Source organism: Vibrio ruber DSM 16370, assembly GCF_900163965.1.
In the GTDB taxonomy this organism is placed as follows: domain Bacteria; phylum Pseudomonadota; class Gammaproteobacteria; order Enterobacterales; family Vibrionaceae; genus Vibrio; species Vibrio ruber.
Map to the genome: position 1 here is coordinate 1 of NZ_FULE01000017.1, position 23,999 is coordinate 23,999.

Sequence of the window (23,999 nt, forward strand, 5' to 3'; positions counted from 1 at the left end):
TTAACGGAAAGTTCCGCGATGAATGTTTAAACGAACATTGGTTTCGGGATCTGAGTCATGCTCGTGAACTCATCAGTAGCTGGCGTATGGATTACAATGAAAATCGTCCTCACTCAGCACTGGATTATCTGACTCCATCTGAGTTTGCAGCAACCACAAGAACAGTAACGAACAATGGTGATTTAATAAGCATTACTAATGAAATTTTGGATTAATTCTTGGGGGCAGGTCATAAAACCTATTGTGAGAATTTTTAGTGCAGTATTAGTCGCACTAAGTCGGAATGCACCAATTTTTACAGGCAAACCTTTGTGTGTAAAATCTAAACCTTGAAAGTTGAGTGTGAAAGAGGGTTTATTTTTCCCCTCATTTAAAGTTGTAGCAGCCGATAACATGGTAGAGGCTGAGGATGTGGATCCAGAGACGACTCTACTCAGCGGCGATACATTGGAGCTATCTGCATCAGGAAAAGGAGCTTGCTGCATTGGAGGCAATATCAATGTAGTTCCATTTATATCGTGTTCATTCTCAAGTGAAATTGTTGCCGTTTGTTCGACATCTGTATTAGCTACCCAAATCGCCGTAGAGCCGTCTGAATTTACCTTGCGATAAAATGATACACCACCAGAAGTAATGGGACCGTGGTAAATATTGCCAGAATTAGGGCATGTGTATCGATTTGAACTACTTGGTGATAAAGCTTGGCAAATTTTTCCGATTAACATACCACCTGTAGTGAGTGCACTTAAGAAGCTCATTATTATTCCCCATAGCAAGGTTAGCCGACGTTGACTAATTTGAAGAGTAGAAAACATTTATCACATCACAAGACATATCAATTGCATTTTTTACATATGTGCACTATTTCACATTGTCATGTATTATCTGTAGAAGGAAGAATCGAAGTTATGGCGCATGAATATGAAGCTGACCGAAGAAGAAATACCTTTTATTGATACTGATATAAATACTGTTATGATTCATCCCGCAAGGCAATTATCGAGTCTCGAAGGCTCGTTAACTTTGAACGATAGATGAACAGCACAATGATGCTTGAAGAGTCTGACTCGCATTAATAGAACAACCCAAAATAAATTATAAAATTCAATAACTTTTAATAACAAATAAGATATTAAATACTCAAAAGTCACGACTTGTGATTCACAGATCACTCTGCCATATTCCACAATAGCCATATAACGCACTTGCTTAATACAAATGGGCATTTCTCTTCAGTGTAGAATCAGGTAGTCTTAGCGCTATATAAGGTCAAAATTAGACTATCTCACGATTGATATCGTGACCGTTATCTAACAAACAACAAGAAAACAAATTGTTCGGTTTAGGCTAGAAAATCAATGAGTGCTATCAAGAAAATATACCAACATATAGAACCTAACCTTACATTTATTAGTTGTATGGGGGTCATTGGATTCCCACTCTATTACTATATCTGGAATTACCTCTATCCTCAGCCTTACGAGACTCTGGGGTTGCGTTTGTTCTGCTCTATTATCTTTATTCCACTCGTATTCAGGAAATACCTGAATCAACGATTAATGCGTTACCTCCCCCATTATTACCTCGTGACGGTCGGAATATCTTTACCCTTCTTTTTCGGGTATATGCTACTCATGAATAATTGGTCCACGATTTGGGTTATGTCTCTGCTGGCATCCATATTTCTGCATATCCTTGTCGTCTATGAAACCAAGATCATGCTATCTCAAGCCACCATCTCATTCATTTTTGCATATATTGCTGCTTATTATGTTAATGGTCATCAAGTCACGTCCGTGGTTGAGTGGTCGTATGCTCCGATTATTCTATTTGTTTACATATACGGCAGCATATTCTATGTAAAAGGCAAGAATGTACATGAAACCAAAATTTCAATTGCTAAATCTTTTGGCGCTGGGATCGCACATGAAATGCGTAATCCTCTCAGCGCGATCAAATCATCTGTAGAAATCATTCAGTCGCTGCTCCATACCAAACACCCAACCGATTCGGTTCCTCATTACACCATCGAACAACATGATTATCAGATGGTCAACGAACTGCTTGATAATATGCATAATACGGTTGATTCAGCCAATGAGACGATCAATCTGCTACTGACTTCGATTGACCAGAATCGGATCCCGACATCAACGTTCAAAATATATTCTGCCGGTGATATTGCACAACATGCCATCCAATCTTTCAGTTATAAAAATCCCCTCGATCGGCTGGCCGTCAATCTGACAATTGAAAGTGATTTCAGGTTTTTAGGCAGTGATATTCTATTAAAATATGCTTTTTATAATTTACTGAAAAATGCATTTTATTATCAAAATAACGAGAATTTTCATATTGATATTTGTATTACGACACAAGAGAAGTGGAACCAGATTACGGTAAAAGATAATGGTGCGGGAATTGACAAGGAGCATCTTCAAGACATCTTTAAAGATTTTTATACCCATGGAAAGCATGGGGGATACGGTCTGGGGCTGCCATTCTGCCGACGCATTATGAAAGCTTTCGCCGGGAACATTGAATGTGCTTCTGTGTTAGGCCATTGGACTGAGTTTACACTGTTATTCCCGACCGAATCCTCCTCGGAAATGAGAAAACTTAAAGAAGAGCTGGTTAGTACGAAGTCTCTTCTTTACATTGGCAAGGAAGATGATGTTCGTCTTCGACTGAAAAAACAGTCACAACAGATGGGATTTCACATCGAGACAGTCACATTAAATGAAGCGGTCAAACGCAAGGAGTACGAATTTGAGTTTGATGTGATTATGGTCGATCTCAACCAGATTGAGCGTCAATGGGAGCTGCTTACCGTACTCGAATCTCAACTGCACTTCTCTGAAGCACAAATTCATTATCTGTATGATGCCAACAGCCAATATCCGATTCATATTGAACGTCACCTTTCAGTCTATCCGCTGGAAACAAACCGTCTACTTGATCAAAGCGCCCCGATTTTATATCAGTTATTTTTTGAGCTGGCAGAGAAAATTGAAGCGGATAGAAATGTTATTCCGTTCAAACCGGAGCGCACCGAAAAATGCATTCTAATCGTGGATGATAACCATTCAGTTCGAAACCTGACGGCAATCCTCTTAGAGAAACAAGGCTATCATGTTTTACAGGCATCGAATGGTCAAGAGGCTCTGGGAACAATAGAAACATACGACGTTGATCTGATCCTGATGGATATTGAGATGCCTGTTCTTGATGGCATCGAAACAACCAGTACGATTCGCAGTTCCCAGAAACCTTATCGCCATATTCCAATTCTTGGCCACACGGGTGATACCAATACACCGACACTGAAGCGCATTCGAAATTCAGGCATGAATGATTACATTATTAAGCCAGCAGATAAGAATAACTTACTGGATAAATTATCGAACTGGATATAATGATTACTAGAAAATCATTGCAATATATGGACGATCTAACCTTATATCCAAATCAACCTATTTAAAATATACTTTTTCATCTTCTACTAATGTGTGGCAGACTGACAATATTTTATCAATATCATTGTCTGTCAGAGAACTATTTAAAGAAAATCGAATTAAATTACTATTTTTAGGTGTAGCTGGCCGACAAAAAACTGCCCCAAAAACCCCATTATCCTCTAGATAATCACGCACTAATTCTGTATTCTCTTCATCCCCAGTTTCTAGTGATACAATCTGAGACTGACTTCTAACTTTAATTCCGATTTTTGTGAGTCCTTTTCTTAATTTATCAGAAAGATAAAAAAGATGATTCCTTTTATCATCTGAATCATATATCGAATCCAATATGGCACCGAGTGTATCGATATCATAGGGTAATAGAGCAGAACTAAATATCGCTGGATAACTAACAAAAGGTATACACTGATTAACATTATTATTTGCCCATATCGCACCAGCTCTATATGCAAAGGATTTTGCTAAACTCGCAGTCATAAAATCAACCTCTTTTGATAAATTCAACTCCTCAATCAGACCCGCACCATGTGTGCCATAGATACCAAGAGAATGCGATTCATCAATGACCGTTACACAACCAAACTCTTTTGCAATATCAACCAACTCTCTCAATGGCGCAATCGTACCTAATGTACTGTATATCGAATCAACAGCAATAATCCCCGGACCATTTCTTTTAATCAATTTCCGTAAATGTTTCATGTTATTATGCATAAATGGATGAACTTTCGCATTCGCATATCGAGCCCCTTCCCATATTGACATATGAGTGAAAAAATCAATATAGACATTGGTCTCTGGTGAACAAATCGCCTGTAATAATCCAATATTAGCATTCCACCCTGATTGTGAGAGTAAACAACTATCAAAGTTAGTAAATTCCGAAAGCCGGTGTTCTATAGACGGTTTCGAATCTTCATCTTGTAAATAAATAGCAGACATCAAAATACTATCATCCATTCTCATAATTGAGTCGATCATTTGACTTTTTATCATGCTATTATTTGCCAAACATAAGTAATCATTACTTTGCATCACAATATCTTGATTATTGGGACGCTTTCCTAAAACAAGATGTTTCCCATTATTATTAGATTCAATTAAGTCACGAATATGAAAGTTTATTTTTGACTGAATGAAATCTGGTAAATTTTTACTAATACTGTTCATAAAACCACCTCTGTATTTTATATATGGGCAGCAACATTTTCTCAGTAAAAAAATACTTGTCATCATGATAAATAAATTATTTTGCGTATCATTACAGATTCAATTATATTAGATTTATTATTATTTACACATCATTACCATATGGAGGATTAATTAATATATTCCTTATTTTATATATTTAAATAAAAATAATTTTTTATTTATTTCAAGGTGTTATTTGTTGAATAAGAATAAATTTATAAATTTGTATTATTCTTATAGACAATGAAAACGAGTTAAAAACTATATTATTTATCAAAAAATAAAACAGACGCATAATACAACAAGTTGAGTATTAAACGACGACTTAAATAAACAAATAATTGCATAAAAAAATATCAAAACACGACTCTAAAAAGAACGCTGCCAGTGATAGCAGCGCTGATATATGGTCGCGGGGAAACTACCCCTCTTTTGGCTGTGTCCCTCGCTTTTCCCACTGTAAAACCAGACTAATCGCAGCCGGTAACACGGTTAACGTAATGACGGTTGCAGCCATTAATCCACCGATAATAGCATAGGCCATCGGCCCCCAGAAAACTTGTCTGGCAATTGGAATCATGCCAAGAATAGCGGCAAAAGCGGTGAGCAGAATCGGTCTGGCCCGATGGGTTGCAGCCATCACGATCGACTGATGAGCGCCATTGCCCCGCGTCAGGTTATCATCCACTTCAGAGATCAGAATCACTGCGTTACGAATAATCATCCCGACCAGTGCAATGACCCCAAGCAACGCGACAAAACCGACTGGAGTCCCGGTAGGTAACATCGCGGCGACAATCCCGATCAAACCAAATGGTGCGGTACACAATGCCAGCATCATGCTGGAGAAACGTCTGAGCTGAATCATCAGTAATGTCAGCATGACGATAAGCGTCACCGGTAAAACAGCATAAATGGATTCATTCCCTTTTTCCGATTCGCTGACAGTCCCCTCTTCTGTGACTTCATAACCGGTGGGTAACTGTTGCCTGAATGCTTCGATTCGGGGCGCCAACTCGGAAGAGACTTTCTCTGCCATAACACCGGGGGCGATGTCGGTCTGGACAGTGATAAAAGGCTCCAACTGGCGTCGCCAGATGATCGGGTCGGTAATGGTATATTCGACGGTCGCAACCTGTCGCAGTGGAATGACTTTATCCTTCCCGAGCGAAATTTGCAGATTTTCGATCGTTTCAATATCCTGCTGCTCATTCACACCGCCTTTCACAACGATACTGACCGGATGAATCCCTTCCCGCAGTGACGTGATGGTCTGACCAGAGAAAATCGTTGCCAGCTGTTCAGCGATTTGTTGGCGGCTCAGCCCGACAGCCCGGGCTGCGGTTTGATCGACATCGACACGCAGCAACCGCTGCGGTTCTCCGGAAGTCAGGTTAATATCGCGAGTATCTGCATGATCAGCAACGACATTCGCCAGTGACTGAGCATAAGCCCGAACTTTGTTCAGATTCGGCCCGCTGACCCGATAACGCAGCGGCCAGCCGACCGGCGGCCCGAGCTCTAATGGCGAGACGCGCGTTATCCATTCTCCGAAATCACGCTGCATAATGGTTTGTAACTCTTTGCGTAGCGCTTTACGCTGCTCAATATCTTTTGCAACCACCACCACTTGGGCGATATTTTCCTGATTCAGCAAGATATCCATCGGCAGGTAGAATCGGACGGCACCGGACCCGACATAACTTGAAAACAGCGCCACTTTCGGGTTGTTGGTGAGTTGATTTTCCAGTTTTTTCACCTCAGCCAATGTATCTGACTGAGCAGCATTGGCAGGCAGGCGTAGGCTCACGAGCAGTTCAGGGCGGTCAGAAGACGGGAAGAACTCAGAGTGCAACTGCTCAGACAGTACACCTGCGGTAACCAACACCGAAATGGCCAAAACAATCGTTTTCCACCGGTGACGGAGAACCCCATTAATCAAGTGCTGATATCCGGCAGACAGTCGTCCTTGCTTGGTTTCATGGGCTTTCAGGTTATTCGGTAATAACCACACACCCAATAGCGGTGAGAACAGAATGGCAACAATCCATGAACTGGCAAGCGAGACCATCACGACCACAAACAGTGAATAGCAGTATTCTCCTGCGCCTGATGCTGCAAATCCGACCGGAATAAAACCGGCAATTGTCACTAACGTTCCCGTTAACATCGGAAATGCGGTATTTTGATAAGCCCACGCCGCTGCTTTTTTACGCGGCCAGCCGTCTTCCAGCTTGGAAACCATCGCTTCAATGGTGATCATCGCATCATCAACCAGCAAACCGAGCGAGATGATCAATGCCCCCAGAGAAATGCGCTGAAAACCGATACCGGCAATCTCCATACCGGAGAAAGTCATCGCAAGCACAATCGGAATCGATACTGCAACGACCAGACCGGCTCTTGTGCCCAAAGAGACAAACGATACCGCAAGCACAATCACAACAGCCTCGATCAGGACTTTGACAAATCCCCCCACGGCATCTTGAACCACTGATGACTGATCAGCCACTTTGGTCACGTCAATCCCATATGGCAAGTCATGCTCAATCCGCGACATTGCGTCACGTAAATCCTGTCCGAACTTTAACATATTGCCGTCAGGAGACATCGAAATCGCCAGCCCGATAGCGGCTTTACCGTTAACCCGAAATTGCGGTTTCGGGGGCTGTTCTGTCTGTGTATATATCTCTGCGATGTCGTGCAGTGGAATAAAACGGTCATGAATATGCAGGACAATCTCTCGCAGGCTTTCAGCCGAACTGAATGCGCCGCTGACCTGAACAGCAATCCGCTCATCACGGGTCTGAATGACGCCTGCAGGCGTCACTGCGTTCTGTGCTTTTAAACTATTAATCACCTCTGTGAGGTTCAGGCCGAGCCCGGCAAGCCGTTTGGATGAGATGGCCAGCACAACCTGTTGCTCCTGTGCCCCCATCACTTCAATCTTACTCACATAGGGCACCCGCATCAGGGTTGAACGAACGTCATCCACTTTCTGACGCAGCTCTTTCATACTGAATCCGTCGGCCGTGAATGCGAAAATCGTCCCGTAGGTATCGGCAAATTCATCATTGACGGCCGGGCCGATAACGCCGCTGGGCAGTTCAGATGACAGATCCAACATTTTTTTGCGGGTCTGATACCAGATATCAGCCACTTTGTCCGGAGGCGTACTGTCACGCAAATTGACAAAGATGACGGTTTCCCCGGCCCGGGTATAACTTCTTAAATGGTCAAGATAGGGGATTTCCTGCAACTTTTTTTCTAACTTATCGGTCAGAAGTTGCGTGGTTTCTTCGATGGTCGCTCCCGGCCAATGTGCGGAAACCACCGCTATTTTCACAGTAAACTCCGGGTCTTCATTACGCGGTAAATTTTGAAAACTGATGATCCCCATCACAACGATCATCAGCATCAAAAATGAAACCATTTGCTGGTTTTCCAATGCCCACGCCGAGAGATTAAAACGCTTTTGGGATGAATCGGATGCCATGCATTATCCTCCCGTCATCAGGCGAACTTTCAGCCCGGGACGCAATTGATTAACACCGGCAATCACAACCTGATCCCCTTCAGCAAGCCCGCCGGAAACATACATCGCATCATCGCTGTAGCGCGTGACCTGAATTGACTTCAGTCGTAGCTCATGACTCTGCGCATCCACGATGTAAACCGCCGGCAGGTCGCCTTGACGCGTCAGTGCCGCTTTCGGCACGATCACCTGATCAATCGTTGGTAGCTGTAGCTGTCCTTTAACGATCGCGCCCAGCCCCATGAGTTCCGGCGGATCAATCAGCGTGACACGCACACGGTACGTTCGGGTATACGGATCCGCTTGCGGTGTGACATCACGTAATTTGGCACGCGCTTGAATGTCAGGATTAGAAAGCAGAGAAACCGTGATTTGTGGATCTTCTATCCGGGTTTGTAAGACCTGCTCCGGCACTTCAAACACAGCGTCCAGATGGCTATTGTATGCCAGTTTAAAGACTTGCTGCCCGGCACTGACAACTTGCCCGGCATTGGCGCTGGTCTCACTGATTACCCCATCTTGGGGGGCTATCAGGTGGGTAAACTGCAAATTATCTTGTGCATCGATAACGGCTGCCTGAGCGCGTTCAAGCTGTGAATCTGCAGCCTGCCAGTCAGATTCCGCTTCCTCATAACGAGAGCGGGAAATCGCCCCGGTGGGCAATAATTTTTTCATCCGTCTGAGCGTCTGCCTTGCCAGATTTGCCGTAGACAGCGCATTGTTGAGTTCAGCTTTGGCTTGTTTGAGCGCATTATTGGCATTACTGGGATCCAAAACCGCTAAAACTTCTCCCTGCTGCACATGGTCACCGACATCAAACCGCCGCTCCAGAATTCGTCCGGCAATCCGGAACCCAAGCACCGTTTGCTGATAAGCTTCAATATCGCCTACTTGTGTCACAATCGGTGTGGTTTGCACCGATGAGACGACCATGGTTTTAACCGGGCGAACCGGTTTTGGCGCAACCGTTACCGGACGAGCATCATCGTAACAAGCGGTTAATCCGCTGATTAAAATCCATAACCCAAGCCACCGCTGCCAAACGCGATATCGAGAAAATCGACCGGTCGCTGCGAGCGATTTTTTCTGACAGATGCGAAACGTCATTAGGATGTTCCCCTACTATTTTTATTTTGAATTCAATCGATATTACCGATTTATGAATCAGAATGAATTGAAAATTCATAGATATCACGGTGGTCAGACCGGACAAACAGTCCGGCCATCCAAGTCGGGGTAAATGTTTGGGAGGAGAGTCTCAAAGTGAGTGACAGGGGCTGCTATTGCGATACAAATCAATGTGGACTTATTGTAAAGATATCGACATCTTATTTAACATTCCGGTGTTTTTACCAACATATTGGTTGTTTGTCGGTGAATGCGATATATCGTTAACAGGTTCATGCTCAATAGCGAGGTTTCCAACATAACCCCGCCAATCGAACCAACGATCATATTATTGGTGAGCCAGCATATACCGCCCAACAGAAAACCGATTCGCATCTTAATCCCGGAAAGACAAAAGACTGAATAGGTACCGATAACCGTCCCCACCACGGACCAGAGATCCCACCAATGATTTGCCATCCATAAACCGCTGACAAGACTGATCACAATAAATACCACCGCCACACGAACTGAAGAGACGAAAATGGCAGTCGTCGTTCGCGCAGCAGACAACATCATGCTCAGTGCCGAAACTGTGGAACCCAGTAACAGATAATGAATACAATGATTGAGGTTGAAAATCAGCATCAATATCTTCAGACGCCGATCATTCTTTTGATAAAAAGTTGAAAGCCCTAAAGCAAAACTAACTAACCCTAATGCTTGTGCCAACGTGTCATCCACAACAATACTCTCACCTGACGGTTTACAGATTAATAAAAATAACCTTTTGAATAAAAAGATAAAAATAGGAAATATCATCTATTTATTGCGTTATAGTTGCACAGATTCAAATTTTTGAAAAGCTATTTTAAAAATACTATTCATCTTGTGATACAACGATATAATGATGCCAACAGCATCAGAGCGGAATGAATACATGACTACCTCGATCACGCCTAACATCCATGATTTTCTGGTCAGAATCGATCCGTTCGATAAATTGCCGCCAGAATTGGTTGCTGCAATTGCCAATACGGTCAAAGTCAAATATCTGGTCAAAGGGGAAACAATTGATTTTAGTGCCCTATGCCAACAGCGCTATCTCTACATTATCAGAACCGGTGCCATTGAGCAGCGAACCCAAACCGGTGAACTGCGCGCCAGACTCGGGCAGGATGATCAATTTGGCTTTACCTTTCTCAAACCGCTCGTCAATACAGAAGATGGTTATCAGGCGCAGGCGATTGATGACTCGCTGCTGTATTTAATTCCGCATCAGGAGCTGACGCTGGTCTGTGAAACCTACCCCGATTTTGCCGACTATTTTGCTGCACAGGCCAATATTCGGCTGACTTCAGCCGTGAATGATGTGTGTAAAAAAGAAGCTAAAGGACTTTTCTTTCGCACTGTCGGAGAAATCGCCAGTGAAAATATTGCGATCGTCAGCAGTCACGACAGCATCCGCGATGTTGCACGGATGATGTGTGGCATGATACATGACACACAACGCAGCTCTTGTGCGGTCGTGATGCAAGATCAGGACATTGTCGGTTTGGTGACAGACCGGGATATGACGCAATCAGTGGTTGCGAGCGGACGAGACATTGACGAGCCAATAGAGACCGTCATGACTCGCAATCCGCATTTGATCGAACATGACGCCAAAGTCATTCAGGCAATCTCGCTGATGATGCAATATAACATCCGGTGTTTACCCGTCTTGACCGGCAAACGAGTCACCGGGCTGCTGACCACCACTCATTTGGTTCATAATCATCGTACGCAATCACTGTTTCTGCTTGAAAAAATCAAATACGCCAGTTCGGTCACGGCATTGACTAACCTGAAAGGCGAACGGGAAACTATCTTTCAGGCGCTGGTTGAAGGTGGGGTCAGTGCTGAAATCCAAGGTCAGATCATGTCGATGATGATGGATGCTTTTACCCGCCGGATTATTCAGCTCAGTGAAGAAGTCCTCGGCCCGCCGCCTTGCGAATATGCATGGGTCGTTGCCGGATCCCATGCGCGCAAAGAAGTTCATATGCTGTCCGATCAAGACAGTGCATTGGTACTCTCGGATCATGCCAGTGATGAACATAAGCTCTATTTTACCCATCTGGCAATGCGGGTCTGCAATGCTTTGGCAGCCTGTGGCTATCCCATTTGTGATGGCCGTTATATGGCGGCATCTCCCAAATGGTGCCAGCCGGTCTCCCGCTGGAAAGAGTACTATCAGAAATGGGTCTCCAGCCCGGAATATAACCGGCTGCTGAGTATCAGTGTATTTCTTGAAGTCCGCGCTATTTATGGGAAACAAGAGCTGGTCGAGCAAATTCAGCACCATTTACATGATTGTATCCAACAAAGCTCCGGATTTATCCCGGCACTGGTGCGTGACGCCGTTGAAACACAGCCCCCTCTCGGAATTTTCAATCATCTGGTTCTCGAAAAAAGCGGGCAAAACAGCCATACCCTGAATATCAAAAAGTATGCGTTGAATCTGATCATCGATCTGGCTCGGATCTTCAGTCTGGCCGCCGGCGGCTCTCTGACCGGAACGGAAGAACGCTTTCGCTATGCGGCACAACACGGTGTGTTGTCGCAAGATAGTTGTGAAAATATTATCGGTGCCTATCGGTTTATCACACAGGTTCGCTTTCGCCATCAACTGAATGCAATTCTGGCCGGGGAGATGCCGGACAATCATATTATTCCCGATCATTTCAGCAGTTTCGAACGTAAACACTTAAAAGATGCCTTTAAGATCATCAGCGAGCTACAAGATGTCGCGAAACTGAAATTCGTCAAAGGAAGATAGACGTGACTAAGGAAGAGTGCTCATGCTGACTGACTGGCTGCAACACTGGAAACATCCATCCGATGCAGAGGCGCAACGGCAGCGGATTCAAATCAATTCGCATTGGTCTGCTGCGTTGCAGGCCTATCTGTCACATCCCTTACCTCATCCCGATACGCCACTTAGCGATCTCCGCTTTCTGGCACTCGATTTCGAAACAACAGGGCTGGTACCGGCACATGATCAGATCCTTTCGATTGGTATGGTGGATTTAACCTTGGAAGCCATTGATATTGCCGGGCATGAAGAGCTATTGATCAATCATGGTCAGTTCGTCAAGCCGGAAACAGCCCGCATCAACGGGCTGACACCGCACGTTTTGGCGCAAGGCATTGCTCTGGCAGACGGAATGAACCGACTGTTGGAACGGGCACAAGGAAAAATATTACTCGCCCATCATCACCAGATAGAAAAGTGTTTTATCGCCACCTTTCTCCGACAACGCTATCAACTGAAATCGCTCCCCGCTTATTTTGTCGATACGCTCGATCTGGAAAAACGTTTCAGCTACGCAGGCAAAAGCAAGCATCACCACAGCTATCAGTTAAATGATTTACGCCGTTATTACCACCTGCCCGATTACTCGACCCATTCGGCAGCCAGTGATGCACTTGCCTGCGGGGAACTTTTTCTGGTTCAGGTTAAAAAGCTGAACTTACAACAAGCCCCTATCCGGCAGTTACTGACCAGATAGGGGCTGCAATTAAATCCGCTTTTTGGTTACTGTTTCGCCCGGATGAACAATTCACCGACCTGTAAATGAATCACTTCAACCAACGTGCCTTTGGTGAGCGGTTCTTGCGTGATCAGACGCCACTCAATCCCGGAAAAACGATACGATGTTGGATTATCCGGTGTGGTATCTTCCGGCAGTACAAAACTATGACCAATCAGATCGCTGTGTACGGTTGTACGTTCAGGCTTTTTCTGTGCCCGTTTAAAAACCGGCCACAACAGACCGCCCGAGAGCAGCGTGTAGAAAGTCGTGGCCACCAGCGCCCACTGCCATGTGGTGGGGATCCATGCGAAATACATCGACAGCGAAGCCAGCAATAATCCGATTCCCACCAACAGCAGCACAAACGTACTTGCTCCCAATACTAACACCTCAACGACTAATAGGATCAGCCCGAGTACCGCCAGTACCTGCACCAAATGCCCGATGATAAAATCCATTAGCGGCTCTTATTCAACTGATTAATGATTGAGGTCGCCTGTGCGACAAGAGAGCTGGCGTCAGTTGCACTGTCTGGCAAAATCACCATCGACGATTCTTTCGCAATGGCCTGCTTAGCGGCAATCGCTTTGGTCGCAAGTTCAAGCTGGATTGCTTTCTGACCACTTTCGGTATTGGCCGATTCACCGACAGTTTGCAGGGCTTCCGCCTGTGCATTCGCCACTGCAATAATCGCTTGGGCTTCCCCTTCTGCGCGGAGTATTTGTTCAGCTTTATCGGCTTCCGCTGACAAAACAATCGACTGTTTCTCACCTTCAGCACGGTTAATTGCAGCCTGGCGATCCCCTTCCGATTCCAAAATCTGAGCCCGCTTAACCCGCTCGGCTTTCATTTGTGCTTCCATCGCTTCCATCACCGACTGAGGCGGAATAATGTCTTTGATTTCATAGCGCAGTACCTGAATCCCCCAAGGCCCGGCGGCTTCGTTGATTGCAGATACAATATTGGTGTTCAGCGCATCGCGCTCTTCAAAGGTTTTATCCAATTCCATTTTACCCAGCTCAGAACGCATCGTGGTCTGGGACAACTGAGTCACCGCAAAAATATAGTCATCAACACCGTAAGTCGCTTTATAGGGGTCAAGTACCCGGAAATACAACACACCATCGACATGCAGGGAAATATTATCTTTAGTAATCGCACTCTGTTGCGGGACGTCAACAGCCTGTTCTTTTAATGAACGATCCGCAGCGATTCGGTCAATAAAAGGCACCAAAAAATGTAACCCGGCTTCTTTAGTTGACAGATATTTACCAAAGCGTTCAATCAGATAAGCCCGATTCTGAGGTACAAAAATGATCGAGGATTTCAGTAAAAAGAACACAAAAATAAGCAGTGCAACCGGCACTGTAAAGACATTATCAAACAGCAGATTCACGATATCCATAAGTAAGTTTGTTCCTCAGTAAGCATATAAGCAGTTTAAAGTTTACTGCCCTCTCATTCTCAAAGGAAGCATTTCCTTGTATTCATATTGCTGACATCAATCCCACAGAAATGCAGAAGGAAAAAACTGTGATTTACAGCGCAACACAAAGATGATGATCACAAATTCTACGGGGCAGTTTTGATCTTTCTGTTGGCGACGAACTATACCTATAACAAACCATGATGCGTATCACGCTGCCGCCCCCCGGTGGTGATATGTAACGGACAACGATGAGAACAATTAGTATTGACCACAATGGCTCATATAACACGGTTCATATGACAAAATGGTTTATATGGCGGAATGGTTTAAATAAAACAATGGCTTATATGAAAGGACACCTATACTGAAGCTGACTTTGATATGGGTGAGAGTCAGTGTTACCGCGGGTAAGCGGAGCAAATTGGACGGTACTTTAACAAACACGCCATGCTCCTATCCATTGGTAAGACGTACAACGGTCATCTCCGGAGGCATTGATGGGTAAACCGAATCCAATTCTAACCGGCCATTCTTATGCACCGGATGCAGCAACAGCTGTTTCAGAACTCCGGACGCAAATACATCAGCCACAAATGGCACTAGTCATTTTCTTTTGCTCCAGCAACTATGATTTACCGCAACTGACGACAGCAATCAATCAGCATTTTTCTGATGTATTGGTTGTCGGATGTACGACCGCAGGAGAAATTGGCCCTGCCGGATATCTGGATCACAGTATTACGGGGATCAGCTTTGCTGCGACATGCTGTACCGCTGTGGTTGGTCATCTGGGACAACTCCAGTCTTTTGACATCGCTCATGGCCGGGCATTTGCACAAGATCTTCTGCGTCAGTTGGAAAGTTGTGCGACTTATACTAAGACCAACTGCAACTTTGGATTGTTATTGATCGACGGGCTTTCCGTGCGGGAAGAACCGGTCACTCATGCTTTACAAGATGGTCTCGGTAGTATTCGGATGTTTGGCGGCTCTGCCGGTGATGAACTGAAATTTGAGCAGACTTGGATCTTTAGCGACGGGCAATTTTATACCGACAGTGCAGCCCTGATACTCATCAATACCTCCCTTACATTTCACCTGTTTAAGACCCAACACTTCGTCTCCGGCCGTGAGCGCATGGTCGTGACCGAAGTCGATGAAAAAAACAGAATCGTAAAGGAAATCAATGGATTGCCGGCAGCGTTAGAATATGCCCGTCTCGTCAACGTTGACCCGAAGCAACTCACCTCAACCCACTTTGCCGCCTGGCCGGTGGTGGTCATGATTGACGGAACGGATTTTGTCCGCTCGATCCAACATGCCAACCCGGATGGCAGCCTGACCTTCTACTGTGCCATTGATGAGGGGGTCGTGTTACGCGTGGCTCACGGTGAAAACATGCTCGATAAGTTAAGCATGACAATGAAAGCGCTGGAAGAAAACTTAGGGCATATCCAAGGCATGTTAGTCTGCGATTGTATATTACGTAATCTGGAAGCCACCCGGGACGGAAGCAAAGCCGCTGTCAGTGAATTGTTTCGTCAATATAACGCTGTAGGATTCAGTACCTATGGCGAACAATTTGGTGGTGTCCATATCAATCAAACGCTTACCGGTATTGTGTTCGGCAAAGAGACGAAAGTGGAACATCAGACGGGAGTTGGTAACGAGATGCAACTCGGTAACGGGGAAAAAACCGATGACTGAGCCTGAAAAAGATCAAGCATCTCTGCGTCAGGAGATTCATCGCCTCAATAAAATCATTACCTCACTCATGGATCGGGCAGAACGCGAGGCAAACAAGCAGTCCGGAACCTACGGGTTGTTTCAGGATGCAGTGATGCTGGAGAACCAAGTCCGCCGCCGTACGGTAGAGCTAGAATCAGCACTGCGTGAAAATGAGCGGATCAACCGCGACTTAACCCGGGAAAGAGAAGAGCAGCGTAAATTGATCAACAAACTGGAAGATGCCCACAATCAATTATTGCAATCAGAAAAACTGGCATCGATAGGTCAACTGGCGGCCGGGGTTGCTCATGAAGTGAACAACCCTATCGGTTTCGTCAACTCTAATCTTGATATGCTCAAAAGTTATGTCGAACAATTATTGGCGCTACACGATCAATATGCTCAGTATGAAGCAGACTTACCGCCTGAGGCGATAGCCCAGCTCAATACGTACAAACATAATATTGACATCGACTATCTGCGTACTGACATCGTCACATTGGTGAACGAATCCATCGACGGTGTCGCGCGTGTCCGGAGAATTGTGCAAGATTTACGTGACTTTTCACGCCCCGGTAATAGTGAATGGCAAACTACCGATATTCACACCTGTATCGACAGTACCCTCAATGTGGTCTGGAATGAAATCAAATTCAAAGCAGAAGTAATCCGCAAATATGGCACGCTTCCTCCGATTGAGTGTCTGCCCTCTCAACTCAATCAGGTTTTTCTCAATCTGCTGGTCAACGCTGTTCAGGCCATTCCTGAATGGGGCACTATCATTATCCAAACTTCGGTAGAGCAAGAGCAGGTCGTCATCACAGTCGGTGACAACGGCGTCGGCATCGACGAGAATATTATCTCCCATATTTTTGATCCATTTTTCACCACCAAACCCGTTGGTAAAGGCACCGGGCTGGGGCTGTCGGTGACTTATGGCATCATTGAAAAACACGGCGGGCACATTGAAGTCGATTCGATACCTGGAAAAGGCAGCACATTTATCATTCATCTGCCGATTAAGCGTGCTTGCGTGGCTCCATAATTCTCGCCCTCCATTTCAGGCAGAGATAACCCATTCAATTCACGCAGTCCCAAACCAGTTTAGACGACACCGTTTACACAAGTACAAGATAAATCATGTAAATTGTATCGCTATTGAGATAATTAAAAATAACCATCCCGATATCCGGTTAATGCTGTTTTAAACCATGGCATCATATCTGAAAATGATAGTATGACACGTCATCCCATTAAAATAATTGATAATTCCAGATGATGTGGCGTTTCCGCCCCCCAATTCTCATATAAGCAAAAACATGATGGTACGTTTTGTATTGATTATTTTTTTGATGGCCGGTTATTGTCAAATTACTTTGGCGGCAACGGATCATCACAATCGCATTCCGTCATTACTGACAGGTATATCATTTTTTCATGAGGAAACGCTAACCCCGTTATCGCTTGCACAAGCCGAGCAACGTTTTCGGTTCGGAGAGATTCAGCATCCGACTCAAGATTTTATGTCATTCGGCATTCACAGAAACGCTACGTGGATTAAGTTAGACGTAAACAATCAAACCCAGAATAAGCAATATCGGCGTCTCAATGCGGCGCAAGCATGGGTGGATCATCTGGCAGTTTATTTGGTCAATGATCAGGGTTTAATTCAGGCATGGCATACCGGTGATAATCAGGTGGCCGATTCCCATCTATTACCCGGTGTTGGGTTTGTGTTTGATATGAGAATCCCGCCCGGGAAAAGTGAAATTTTCATCCGTGGTCAGTCTCTCGACCCACTCACCCTTCCCATTGCTTTACTCGACGCCTATCAATCCAGATCTCTCGATGCACAAATCCATGTTACATCAGGTATCTTATATGGCGTGTTATTGGCTCTGGTCGGCATGAACCTTGTCTTATACTTTTCCATTAAACAGTTAGATACACTGTTCTACTCGCTCTATATCAGCTGTTTTATCATCGTCAATATTTCATACAACGGCTATGGCTTCGCTTGGTTGTATCCCAATTCACTGCTGATCGAAAATCATCTCACCCTGATTATGATGATTTTTCATGGGGTCTCAGGGTTAGTCTTTGTGTCTAACTTCCTGCGTATTCATCAAACCGCCCCCAGGCTGAATCGGCTGCTACTGATCTATAGTGGTTTGGGGATCTTAGTGATGCTATTCCTGATCGGCTTCAGTATGCATCTTTGGGCAACCAAATTTGCATTTAAATTTCTCTCACTGACCACCATGATCATGATCTTACTGGGTGTTTTAAACCTGAATAAAACCAAAGATACCCGGTATTTCCTGATTGCGGTCATATGCAGCATGTTAGGGCTGCTTATTACCACACTCTCTGTATGGGGCATAATTCCTTATAATTATTATAGCTACAACGGCGCTGTATTTGGTGTGGTTTTGGAGGCGATAATTCTGGCCGTTATTGTGGCTTATCGCTTGAAAGATGTGGAACAACAAAGAATTACCGCAGAATACCTATCGTCATATGATCCATTAACGAATCTATTCAACAGACGCTCATTCATGGCCGCAGGTCATCAATGCATTCAGCAGTCAAACCGAACGCAAAGACCGCTCAGTTTCGTCATGTTAGACATCGATCACTTCAAAAAAATTAATGATACACACGGACATCACATTGGTGATCTCGCCTTGATACACATTGCCGGCCTGCTCAAACGCGATACCCGAAAACATGACATTATTGCACGCTGGGGCGGGGAAGAAATCGTCATATTACTCCCCGATACAAATCCGGAACAGGCGCTCGCCTATACCGAAAATTTACGGCTCATCATCGCACAAACACCATTTCGTCATGAAGAACAAGACATTCAGATTACGGCCAGTTTTGGTATTGCGACCCGGCTCAATGACGAATCATTAGAAACACTTTACCGGCTCGCGGATAAACGACTTTACCAAGCCAAGCAGCAGGGAAGAAACCGGGTCGAGCCGCAAAATAAAGATTTCCCCGCGCTTGAGACTCCCGATTTACATTAACGCATCGAGATCGGCCTCTGCCAGCATCAACCCGGCCCGCAGGCCTGTCTTCACCCCGGCATTGGGGAAAATCAGCCACTCATTGGCACGTTCGACCCGATAGGTCACATTACCGTCCTGCGCAATGACCGTTCCCTGAGCAAAATTGGTGAAGTTTTTGGCATCATCGCTGACATCAATGAAGTGAAAATCATCCGACAGTTTTTTCAGCTCACGCGCAACCTGATACACCTTAATCGGTGCCAACATATCGGCAGAAAACGCCTCACCACGGATAAAGCATCCCAATGCCTTATCAGCAGCGGCAAAATGGCTGAGGTCATTCTCACCGAAAGGGCGGGCTTTGCCTAATTCAAGCGTACAACTCTGAACTTGCAGCGCAGCATGGGTGTAATAGCTGAATGTGCCGCCGGGGATCGGGTTAATCACCAACGCTTCCAGCCCCATCCCGATCAAACCGTGGAGAAAATCATCTGAAGCCAGTGTCTTTTGCGGTAATACGCCAAAGCGGAGGTGAAATGATTCACGGATAGCAGTATGCAGATCGAAATGAAACCGTTCTGTACCGGTATCAGCAAAAAATGTTTCGACAATGTTTTCCAGCTCAACCGCACGCTCAGTCTCCAGACATACCGGATAATCACGGTGGTAACCATGAAATAGTCGGTTCAGATCAACCGACTGGTAGCGAACCCCGGCACGAATGGCACCGGGATTGCCGAGCACCACCAATAAACGCACCGCTAAGGGCATTTCCCCGCTCAGTAAGCGGTTCACATGCCGTGACAGAATTTCAATCGGTGCCGTCTCATTGCCATGCACCCCCGCCGACATCAACACATGTTTTACGTCAGTGGGAGCGACTTTCGGCGCCAGCAGCAGAACACCGTCCGCCAGCCACCGCCAGGTTAAATAATCGTTTTCTCCGGCGGTTTCAGCCGGTGGTTGCCCCTGTAACGTTGTGTGCAGAAAATCCTTCATCTTTTTCTCCTTTCCTGCCGATTAACGCTGGAACGGATAGATAGATCCCAAATGCAGAATCCGAGTCAACTCATCCAGCGCGGTCTGGTTTTCGAGCAGCAACTGTGGATCGGCCAAATCAGATTCCGACAGGCGATCCCGGTAATGTGTCTCAACCCAGTTCGTAAGCGTCCGGTAAACGTCATCATTCATCATTACATGCGGATTGGTTGCCTGAATTTCAGCGTCATTCAACACAACCCGTAAGCGCAAACAAGCCGGACCGCCGCCATTACGCATACTTTCCCGTAAATTGAAGACCTGCACTTCATCGATCGGACCGCCATGTTGTATCAGTTCGGAAAGATAGCGCCACACCCCTTCATGTTCCCGGGCTTCCTGCGGGACGACAATCAGCATTTTACCATCGGGTTTGGTCAAAAGCTGGCTATTAAACAGATAAGTGTTAACTGCGTCCGCAACTGATACCTGTGACCCCGGAACTTCAATCGGGATAAACGCCCCCCCGACCGCAGCAAGTTTGGCGTGAATCTCTGCAAATACTGCCGATGAATTGAGAAACGCTTCCTGATGATGAAACAGCACCGGGCCGTTACTGACGGCAATCACATCATTATGGAACACCCCTTGATCAATCACACCGGGATTTTGCTGCACAAATACCGTCCTTGCCGGATCCAATTGATGCAGACGAGCAATGGCCTGACTGGCTTCACGGGTCTGACGGGCAGGATAGCGCTTGGGCTCGGCCCGTCCGCCATAAACCTGACGGCCATAGACGAACACTTCCACCCCGGCCGCACCGTAATGCTGACATAAACGATTATGATTGGCAGCCCCTTCGTCTCCCATCACCGCTTGCTGTGGTAATGCCGCATGATGGGCAAAATGATCGGGGTCGGGAAAAATACTGCGCAGCGCGTTGCCGGTGGTTTCTGCTTCAATCGCCCGGTGCAATTTATTGTTCAGATTTGCCACCGTAAAATGTACCCGCCTGTCTTGTGTATCTGCCGACGGAGAAACCGTGGCCGCATTGGCAACCCACATCGAAGAGGCGGAACTCACGGCAGTCAGAATTTCCGGTGCTTGCTGCGCAGCCTGAGCCAACACTTGTGCATCCGTCCCGGAAAATCCCAACTGGCGTAACGTCCGGATACAGGGACGCTCCTGTGGGGGCAGAATCCCCTGTTTGAATCCGCTATCCGCCAGCGCCTTCATTTTTTTCAGCCCTTGCAGTGCAGCCAGCTTCGGATTGGCTGCCTGACTTTTGTTACTGGTTGAGGCGACATTCCCGAATGACAATCCGGCATAGTTATGTGTCAGACCGACTAAACCGTCAAAATTGACTTCAGCGGCGGACATGGGCGATTGCTTGTCTTGCGTCATTTCCATACTCCTTTCACAACGGTTTACGCTGACGTATCCGCTGAGGCAGAAAAATCCAGCCCCGGAGATACGGATTCCGGCATCATCAGTTGTTCAGCCTCGACTGAAGCCATCGGCCACGCACAGAAGTCGGCACTGTAAAATGCGCTCGGACGATGATTCCCCGAAGCACCGATGCCACCGAATGGTGCAGTTGGTGCTGCCCCGGTCAACGGGCGGTTCCAGTTGACAATACCGGCACGAATAGTCGCGGCAAATTGCTCATAATCGTCACGCTGCGTCGAGATAATCCCGGCCGATAACCCGAATCGGGTTTGATTGGCGATGTCGATAGCCTCTGCAAGGCTCTGATAACGCCTTACACTGAGCAACGGCCCGAAATATTCTTCATCCGGCAATTCACTGATTTCAGAGACATCCAGTATCCCGGGTGTCACCAGTGCGGTATCCTGGTCTGGCCGGGTCATCTCTAATAACGGTCTCGCACCTAAATCACACAAATACTGTTGTGTCTCCAGCAGGGCATCTGCGGCTTGATTCGACACCACCGCCCCCATAAACGGTTCCGGCTGGGCATCCCAGCGATCAACACGAATCTGACGCGTCACCGCCACCAGCCGCTCAATCAAGCGGTCGCCATCGGCTCCCTGTTTGACTAACAGCCGCCGTGCGCAAGTACAGCGCTGCCCCGACGAGATAAATGCAGACTGAATCACCAGATTGACCGCCGCATCTAAATGATCGTAAGACTCGATCACCATCGGATTGTTGCCCCCCATTTCAAGAGCCAGTATTTTCTCCGGCTGACCGCCCATCTGACGATGCAGGTGGTAACCGGTATTGGCGCTGCCGGTAAACAGCAAACCATCGATTTGCGGATGAGATGAGAGCGTAATACCGGTATCTTTGCCCCCTTGAACAAGATTAATCACCCCGGCAGGCAAACCGGCACTGTGCCAGATCTCCAGCGTCAGTTGCGCCGTCCACGGGGTCAGTTCACTCGGCTTAAACACCACACAGTTGCCGGCAATCAGTGCGGGTACGATATGTCCGTTCGGTAAATGGCCGGGGAAGTTGTAAGGGCCGAATACCGCCAGTACGCCATGTGGCCGGTGACGCAACACGGCCTTTCCGCCGGCAATTTCAGTGATTTTTTCTCCGGTTCGTTCATGGTAGGCTTGTATCGACACCTTGATTTTATTCATCATCCCCTGTACTTCGGTCAACGCTTCCCAACGCACTTTTCCCGTTTCTTGGGCAATCACCTCGGCCAGTTCCGTTTTGCGCTCACTTAATCGCAGGACAAACTGTTCCAGTAATGCGAGACGCTCTGCCAGAGGTGTCTGAGACCAGACCGGAAATGCCTGACGCGCCGCCATTACGGCCTGCTCGACATCGTCCGGTGCCGCTGCATTGGCTGACCAGATCACCGCGTTCGTGGCAGGGTTGCGTTTTTCAAACACATCACCGTGTCCGTCGCTCCAGACACCATTGATATAAAGGCTTGGCTGACTCATGAGAAATTCTCCTGTGCAAAAAGTGGGGCCAGACGCACCGAGTCACCGTCGGTTACACGCAGCGCTTGTGCCTGCATACTGGTCAATAAGACATGAGATTCGGTGACTTGCGGCGTACCAGTAATCGCTCGGTAATCGGTAAAGCTTTCGTTACCGATCAAACAGTGAATCGGCCCGGATATCTCAGTTTGTGTCACTTTCACGATCCGCGCCTGAGATTTACGCACCACACGTAAATCATCAACATAGGCTTCCAGTGTCGGGCCTGCGTCGAAAATATCAACATACCCTTCGTAGCGCATTCCTTCACTTTCAAGAATCTTTCTCGCCGGGACAGTGCTGGGATGGACTTGAGCAATCACAGCTCTGGCTTCATCACTGAGAAAGTCAACATACAGCGGATGTTTGGGCATCAGTTCGGCAATAAACGATTTCTGTCCGGTACCGGTGAGATAATCCGCATGGGCAAAATCGATCGCAAAGAAATGACGGCCGAGGCTCTCCCAAAACGGGGAATGGCCGTGTTGATCGGAAACACCGCGCATTTCTGCAATCAATTTATCGGCAAAACGATCCTGAAATGTCGCAATAAACAGTAACCGGCTTTTCGACAGCAGATGACCGTTTTTGCCGTGGCGGTATGCCGGGTCGAGAAATAGCGTACATAATTCGCTATAACCGGTATGGTCATTGCTGAGAAACAACGTCGGCATCTGGGTGTAGACATCCAAAGCTTTAGACGCATGAACCAGCGTCCCGACGCGATAATTATACCAAGGTTCATTTAAACCTATGGCCGCTTCAATTCCGCTGATCCCGACCACTTTGCCGGTCTCGCTGTCTTCCAAAACAAACAGATATCCTTGCTCTGCCAGAGGCGCCTGCTGCGCCCAAGTGCGGCACATCCGTTCAATCCGATCATTTAACTGACTTTCGTCGTTTTGCAACGAAGTAAAACCGACCCCCGTTTGGGTTGCCAGCTCTGTTATTGCATTGCGGTCGCTCCTTGCAACCGGACGAATCACCATCAT

18 protein-coding genes are annotated in these 23,999 nt (G+C 46.4%); 7 read left to right on the plus strand and 11 right to left on the minus strand.

Annotation, left to right across the window (positions count from 1 at the left end; all coding sequences use genetic code 11):
* Positions 1 to 215, plus strand: a 215-nt coding sequence (locus VR7878_RS06535) for an integrase core domain-containing protein (protein ID WP_139344037.1), incomplete at its 5' end; no start/stop codon positions are given.
* Here the strand turns inward: VR7878_RS06535 and VR7878_RS20825 are convergent.
* Positions 183 to 758: a hypothetical protein gene (locus tag VR7878_RS20825; RefSeq protein ID WP_139344038.1), complete on the minus strand. Its 576-nt coding sequence runs from the start codon at positions 756 to 758 to the stop codon at positions 183 to 185. The genes VR7878_RS06535 and VR7878_RS20825 overlap by 33 nt on opposite strands.
* An 876-nt stretch (positions 759 to 1,634) precedes the next feature.
* Between VR7878_RS20825 and VR7878_RS06540 the strand changes: the two genes are divergently transcribed.
* A complete protein-coding gene (locus VR7878_RS06540; RefSeq protein ID WP_306345797.1) occupies positions 1,635 to 3,416 on the plus strand; it encodes a hybrid sensor histidine kinase/response regulator in 1,782 nt (593 codons plus the stop codon).
* A gap of 57 nt (positions 3,417 to 3,473) precedes the next feature.
* On the opposite strand, the gene cqsA is transcribed toward VR7878_RS06540, so the two are convergent.
* The 4 genes from cqsA to VR7878_RS06560 form a co-directional block, all read right to left on the minus strand.
* Positions 3,474 to 4,649, minus strand: coding sequence for an alpha-hydroxyketone-type quorum-sensing autoinducer synthase (cqsA, locus tag VR7878_RS06545; RefSeq protein WP_077334549.1), 1,176 nt, complete (start codon positions 4,647 to 4,649; stop codon positions 3,474 to 3,476).
* 442 nt (positions 4,650 to 5,091) lie between these two features.
* Positions 5,092 to 8,166 (minus strand): efflux RND transporter permease subunit, encoded by a 3,075-nt coding sequence (locus VR7878_RS06550; RefSeq protein ID WP_077334551.1) that lies wholly within the window; start codon positions 8,164 to 8,166, stop codon positions 5,092 to 5,094.
* A 3-nt stretch (positions 8,167 to 8,169) separates the two neighbouring features.
* Positions 8,170 to 9,312: an efflux RND transporter periplasmic adaptor subunit gene (locus tag VR7878_RS06555; protein ID WP_077334553.1), complete on the minus strand. Its 1,143-nt coding sequence runs from the start codon at positions 9,310 to 9,312 to the stop codon at positions 8,170 to 8,172.
* Positions 9,313 to 9,537: 225 nt separating this feature from the next.
* Positions 9,538 to 10,062 (minus strand): YgjV family protein, encoded by a 525-nt coding sequence (locus VR7878_RS06560; protein ID WP_235862857.1) that lies wholly within the window; start codon positions 10,060 to 10,062, stop codon positions 9,538 to 9,540.
* A gap of 190 nt (positions 10,063 to 10,252) precedes the next feature.
* Between VR7878_RS06560 and VR7878_RS06565 the strand changes: the two genes are divergently transcribed.
* The gene (locus VR7878_RS06565) at positions 10,253 to 12,133 is read left to right on the plus strand and encodes a DUF294 nucleotidyltransferase-like domain-containing protein (protein ID WP_077334557.1); all 1,881 of its coding nucleotides are present in this window, start codon (positions 10,253 to 10,255) and stop codon (positions 12,131 to 12,133) included.
* Positions 12,134 to 12,155: 22 nt separating this feature from the next.
* Positions 12,156 to 12,866, plus strand: coding sequence for an exonuclease domain-containing protein (locus VR7878_RS06570; protein ID WP_077334559.1), 711 nt, complete (start codon positions 12,156 to 12,158; stop codon positions 12,864 to 12,866).
* Positions 12,867 to 12,892: 26 nt separating this feature from the next.
* Here the strand turns inward: VR7878_RS06570 and VR7878_RS06575 are convergent, their stop codons facing one another.
* Together VR7878_RS06575 and VR7878_RS06580 are read right to left on the minus strand one after the other, a co-directional pair.
* Complete coding sequence (locus VR7878_RS06575; RefSeq protein ID WP_077334561.1) at positions 12,893 to 13,348, minus strand: NfeD family protein; 456 nt, start codon at positions 13,346 to 13,348, stop codon at positions 12,893 to 12,895.
* Positions 13,348 to 14,295: an SPFH domain-containing protein gene (locus tag VR7878_RS06580; protein ID WP_077334563.1), complete on the minus strand. Its 948-nt coding sequence runs from the start codon at positions 14,293 to 14,295 to the stop codon at positions 13,348 to 13,350. The genes VR7878_RS06575 and VR7878_RS06580 overlap by 1 nt, the downstream gene beginning before the upstream one ends.
* Before the next feature lie 521 nt (positions 14,296 to 14,816).
* Here VR7878_RS06580 and VR7878_RS06585 point away from each other — a divergent pair.
* From VR7878_RS06585 to VR7878_RS06595, 3 genes are all read left to right on the plus strand, one after another.
* Complete coding sequence (locus tag VR7878_RS06585) at positions 14,817 to 16,025, plus strand: FIST N-terminal domain-containing protein (protein ID WP_077334565.1); 1,209 nt, start codon at positions 14,817 to 14,819, stop codon at positions 16,023 to 16,025.
* Positions 16,018 to 17,091: an ATP-binding protein gene (locus VR7878_RS06590; protein WP_205409430.1), complete on the plus strand. Its 1,074-nt coding sequence runs from the start codon at positions 16,018 to 16,020 to the stop codon at positions 17,089 to 17,091. The genes VR7878_RS06585 and VR7878_RS06590 overlap by 8 nt, the downstream gene beginning before the upstream one ends.
* 274 nt (positions 17,092 to 17,365) lie before the next feature.
* Positions 17,366 to 19,084, plus strand: a complete 1,719-nt coding sequence (locus tag VR7878_RS06595; protein ID WP_077334567.1) for a sensor domain-containing diguanylate cyclase — start codon at positions 17,366 to 17,368, stop codon at positions 19,082 to 19,084.
* On the opposite strand, the gene astE is transcribed toward VR7878_RS06595, so the two are convergent.
* From astE to astA, 4 genes are read right to left on the minus strand one after another with little or no spacing between them, the layout of a single operon-like run.
* Positions 19,076 to 20,065, minus strand: a complete 990-nt coding sequence (gene astE / locus VR7878_RS06600) for a succinylglutamate desuccinylase (RefSeq protein ID WP_077334569.1) — start codon at positions 20,063 to 20,065, stop codon at positions 19,076 to 19,078. The genes VR7878_RS06595 and astE overlap by 9 nt on opposite strands.
* A gap of 21 nt (positions 20,066 to 20,086) precedes the next feature.
* Positions 20,087 to 21,427, minus strand: coding sequence for an N-succinylarginine dihydrolase (astB, locus tag VR7878_RS06605; RefSeq protein ID WP_077334682.1), 1,341 nt, complete (start codon positions 21,425 to 21,427; stop codon positions 20,087 to 20,089).
* A 47-nt stretch (positions 21,428 to 21,474) separates the two neighbouring features.
* On the minus strand, positions 21,475 to 22,968 hold the full coding sequence (gene astD / locus VR7878_RS06610) for a succinylglutamate-semialdehyde dehydrogenase (RefSeq protein ID WP_077334571.1): 1,494 nt from the start codon (positions 22,966 to 22,968) through the stop codon (positions 21,475 to 21,477).
* Positions 22,965 to 23,999, minus strand: coding sequence for an arginine N-succinyltransferase (gene astA / locus VR7878_RS06615; RefSeq protein ID WP_077334573.1), 1,035 nt, complete (start codon positions 23,997 to 23,999; stop codon positions 22,965 to 22,967). Before astA ends, astD begins: the two co-directional genes overlap by 4 nt.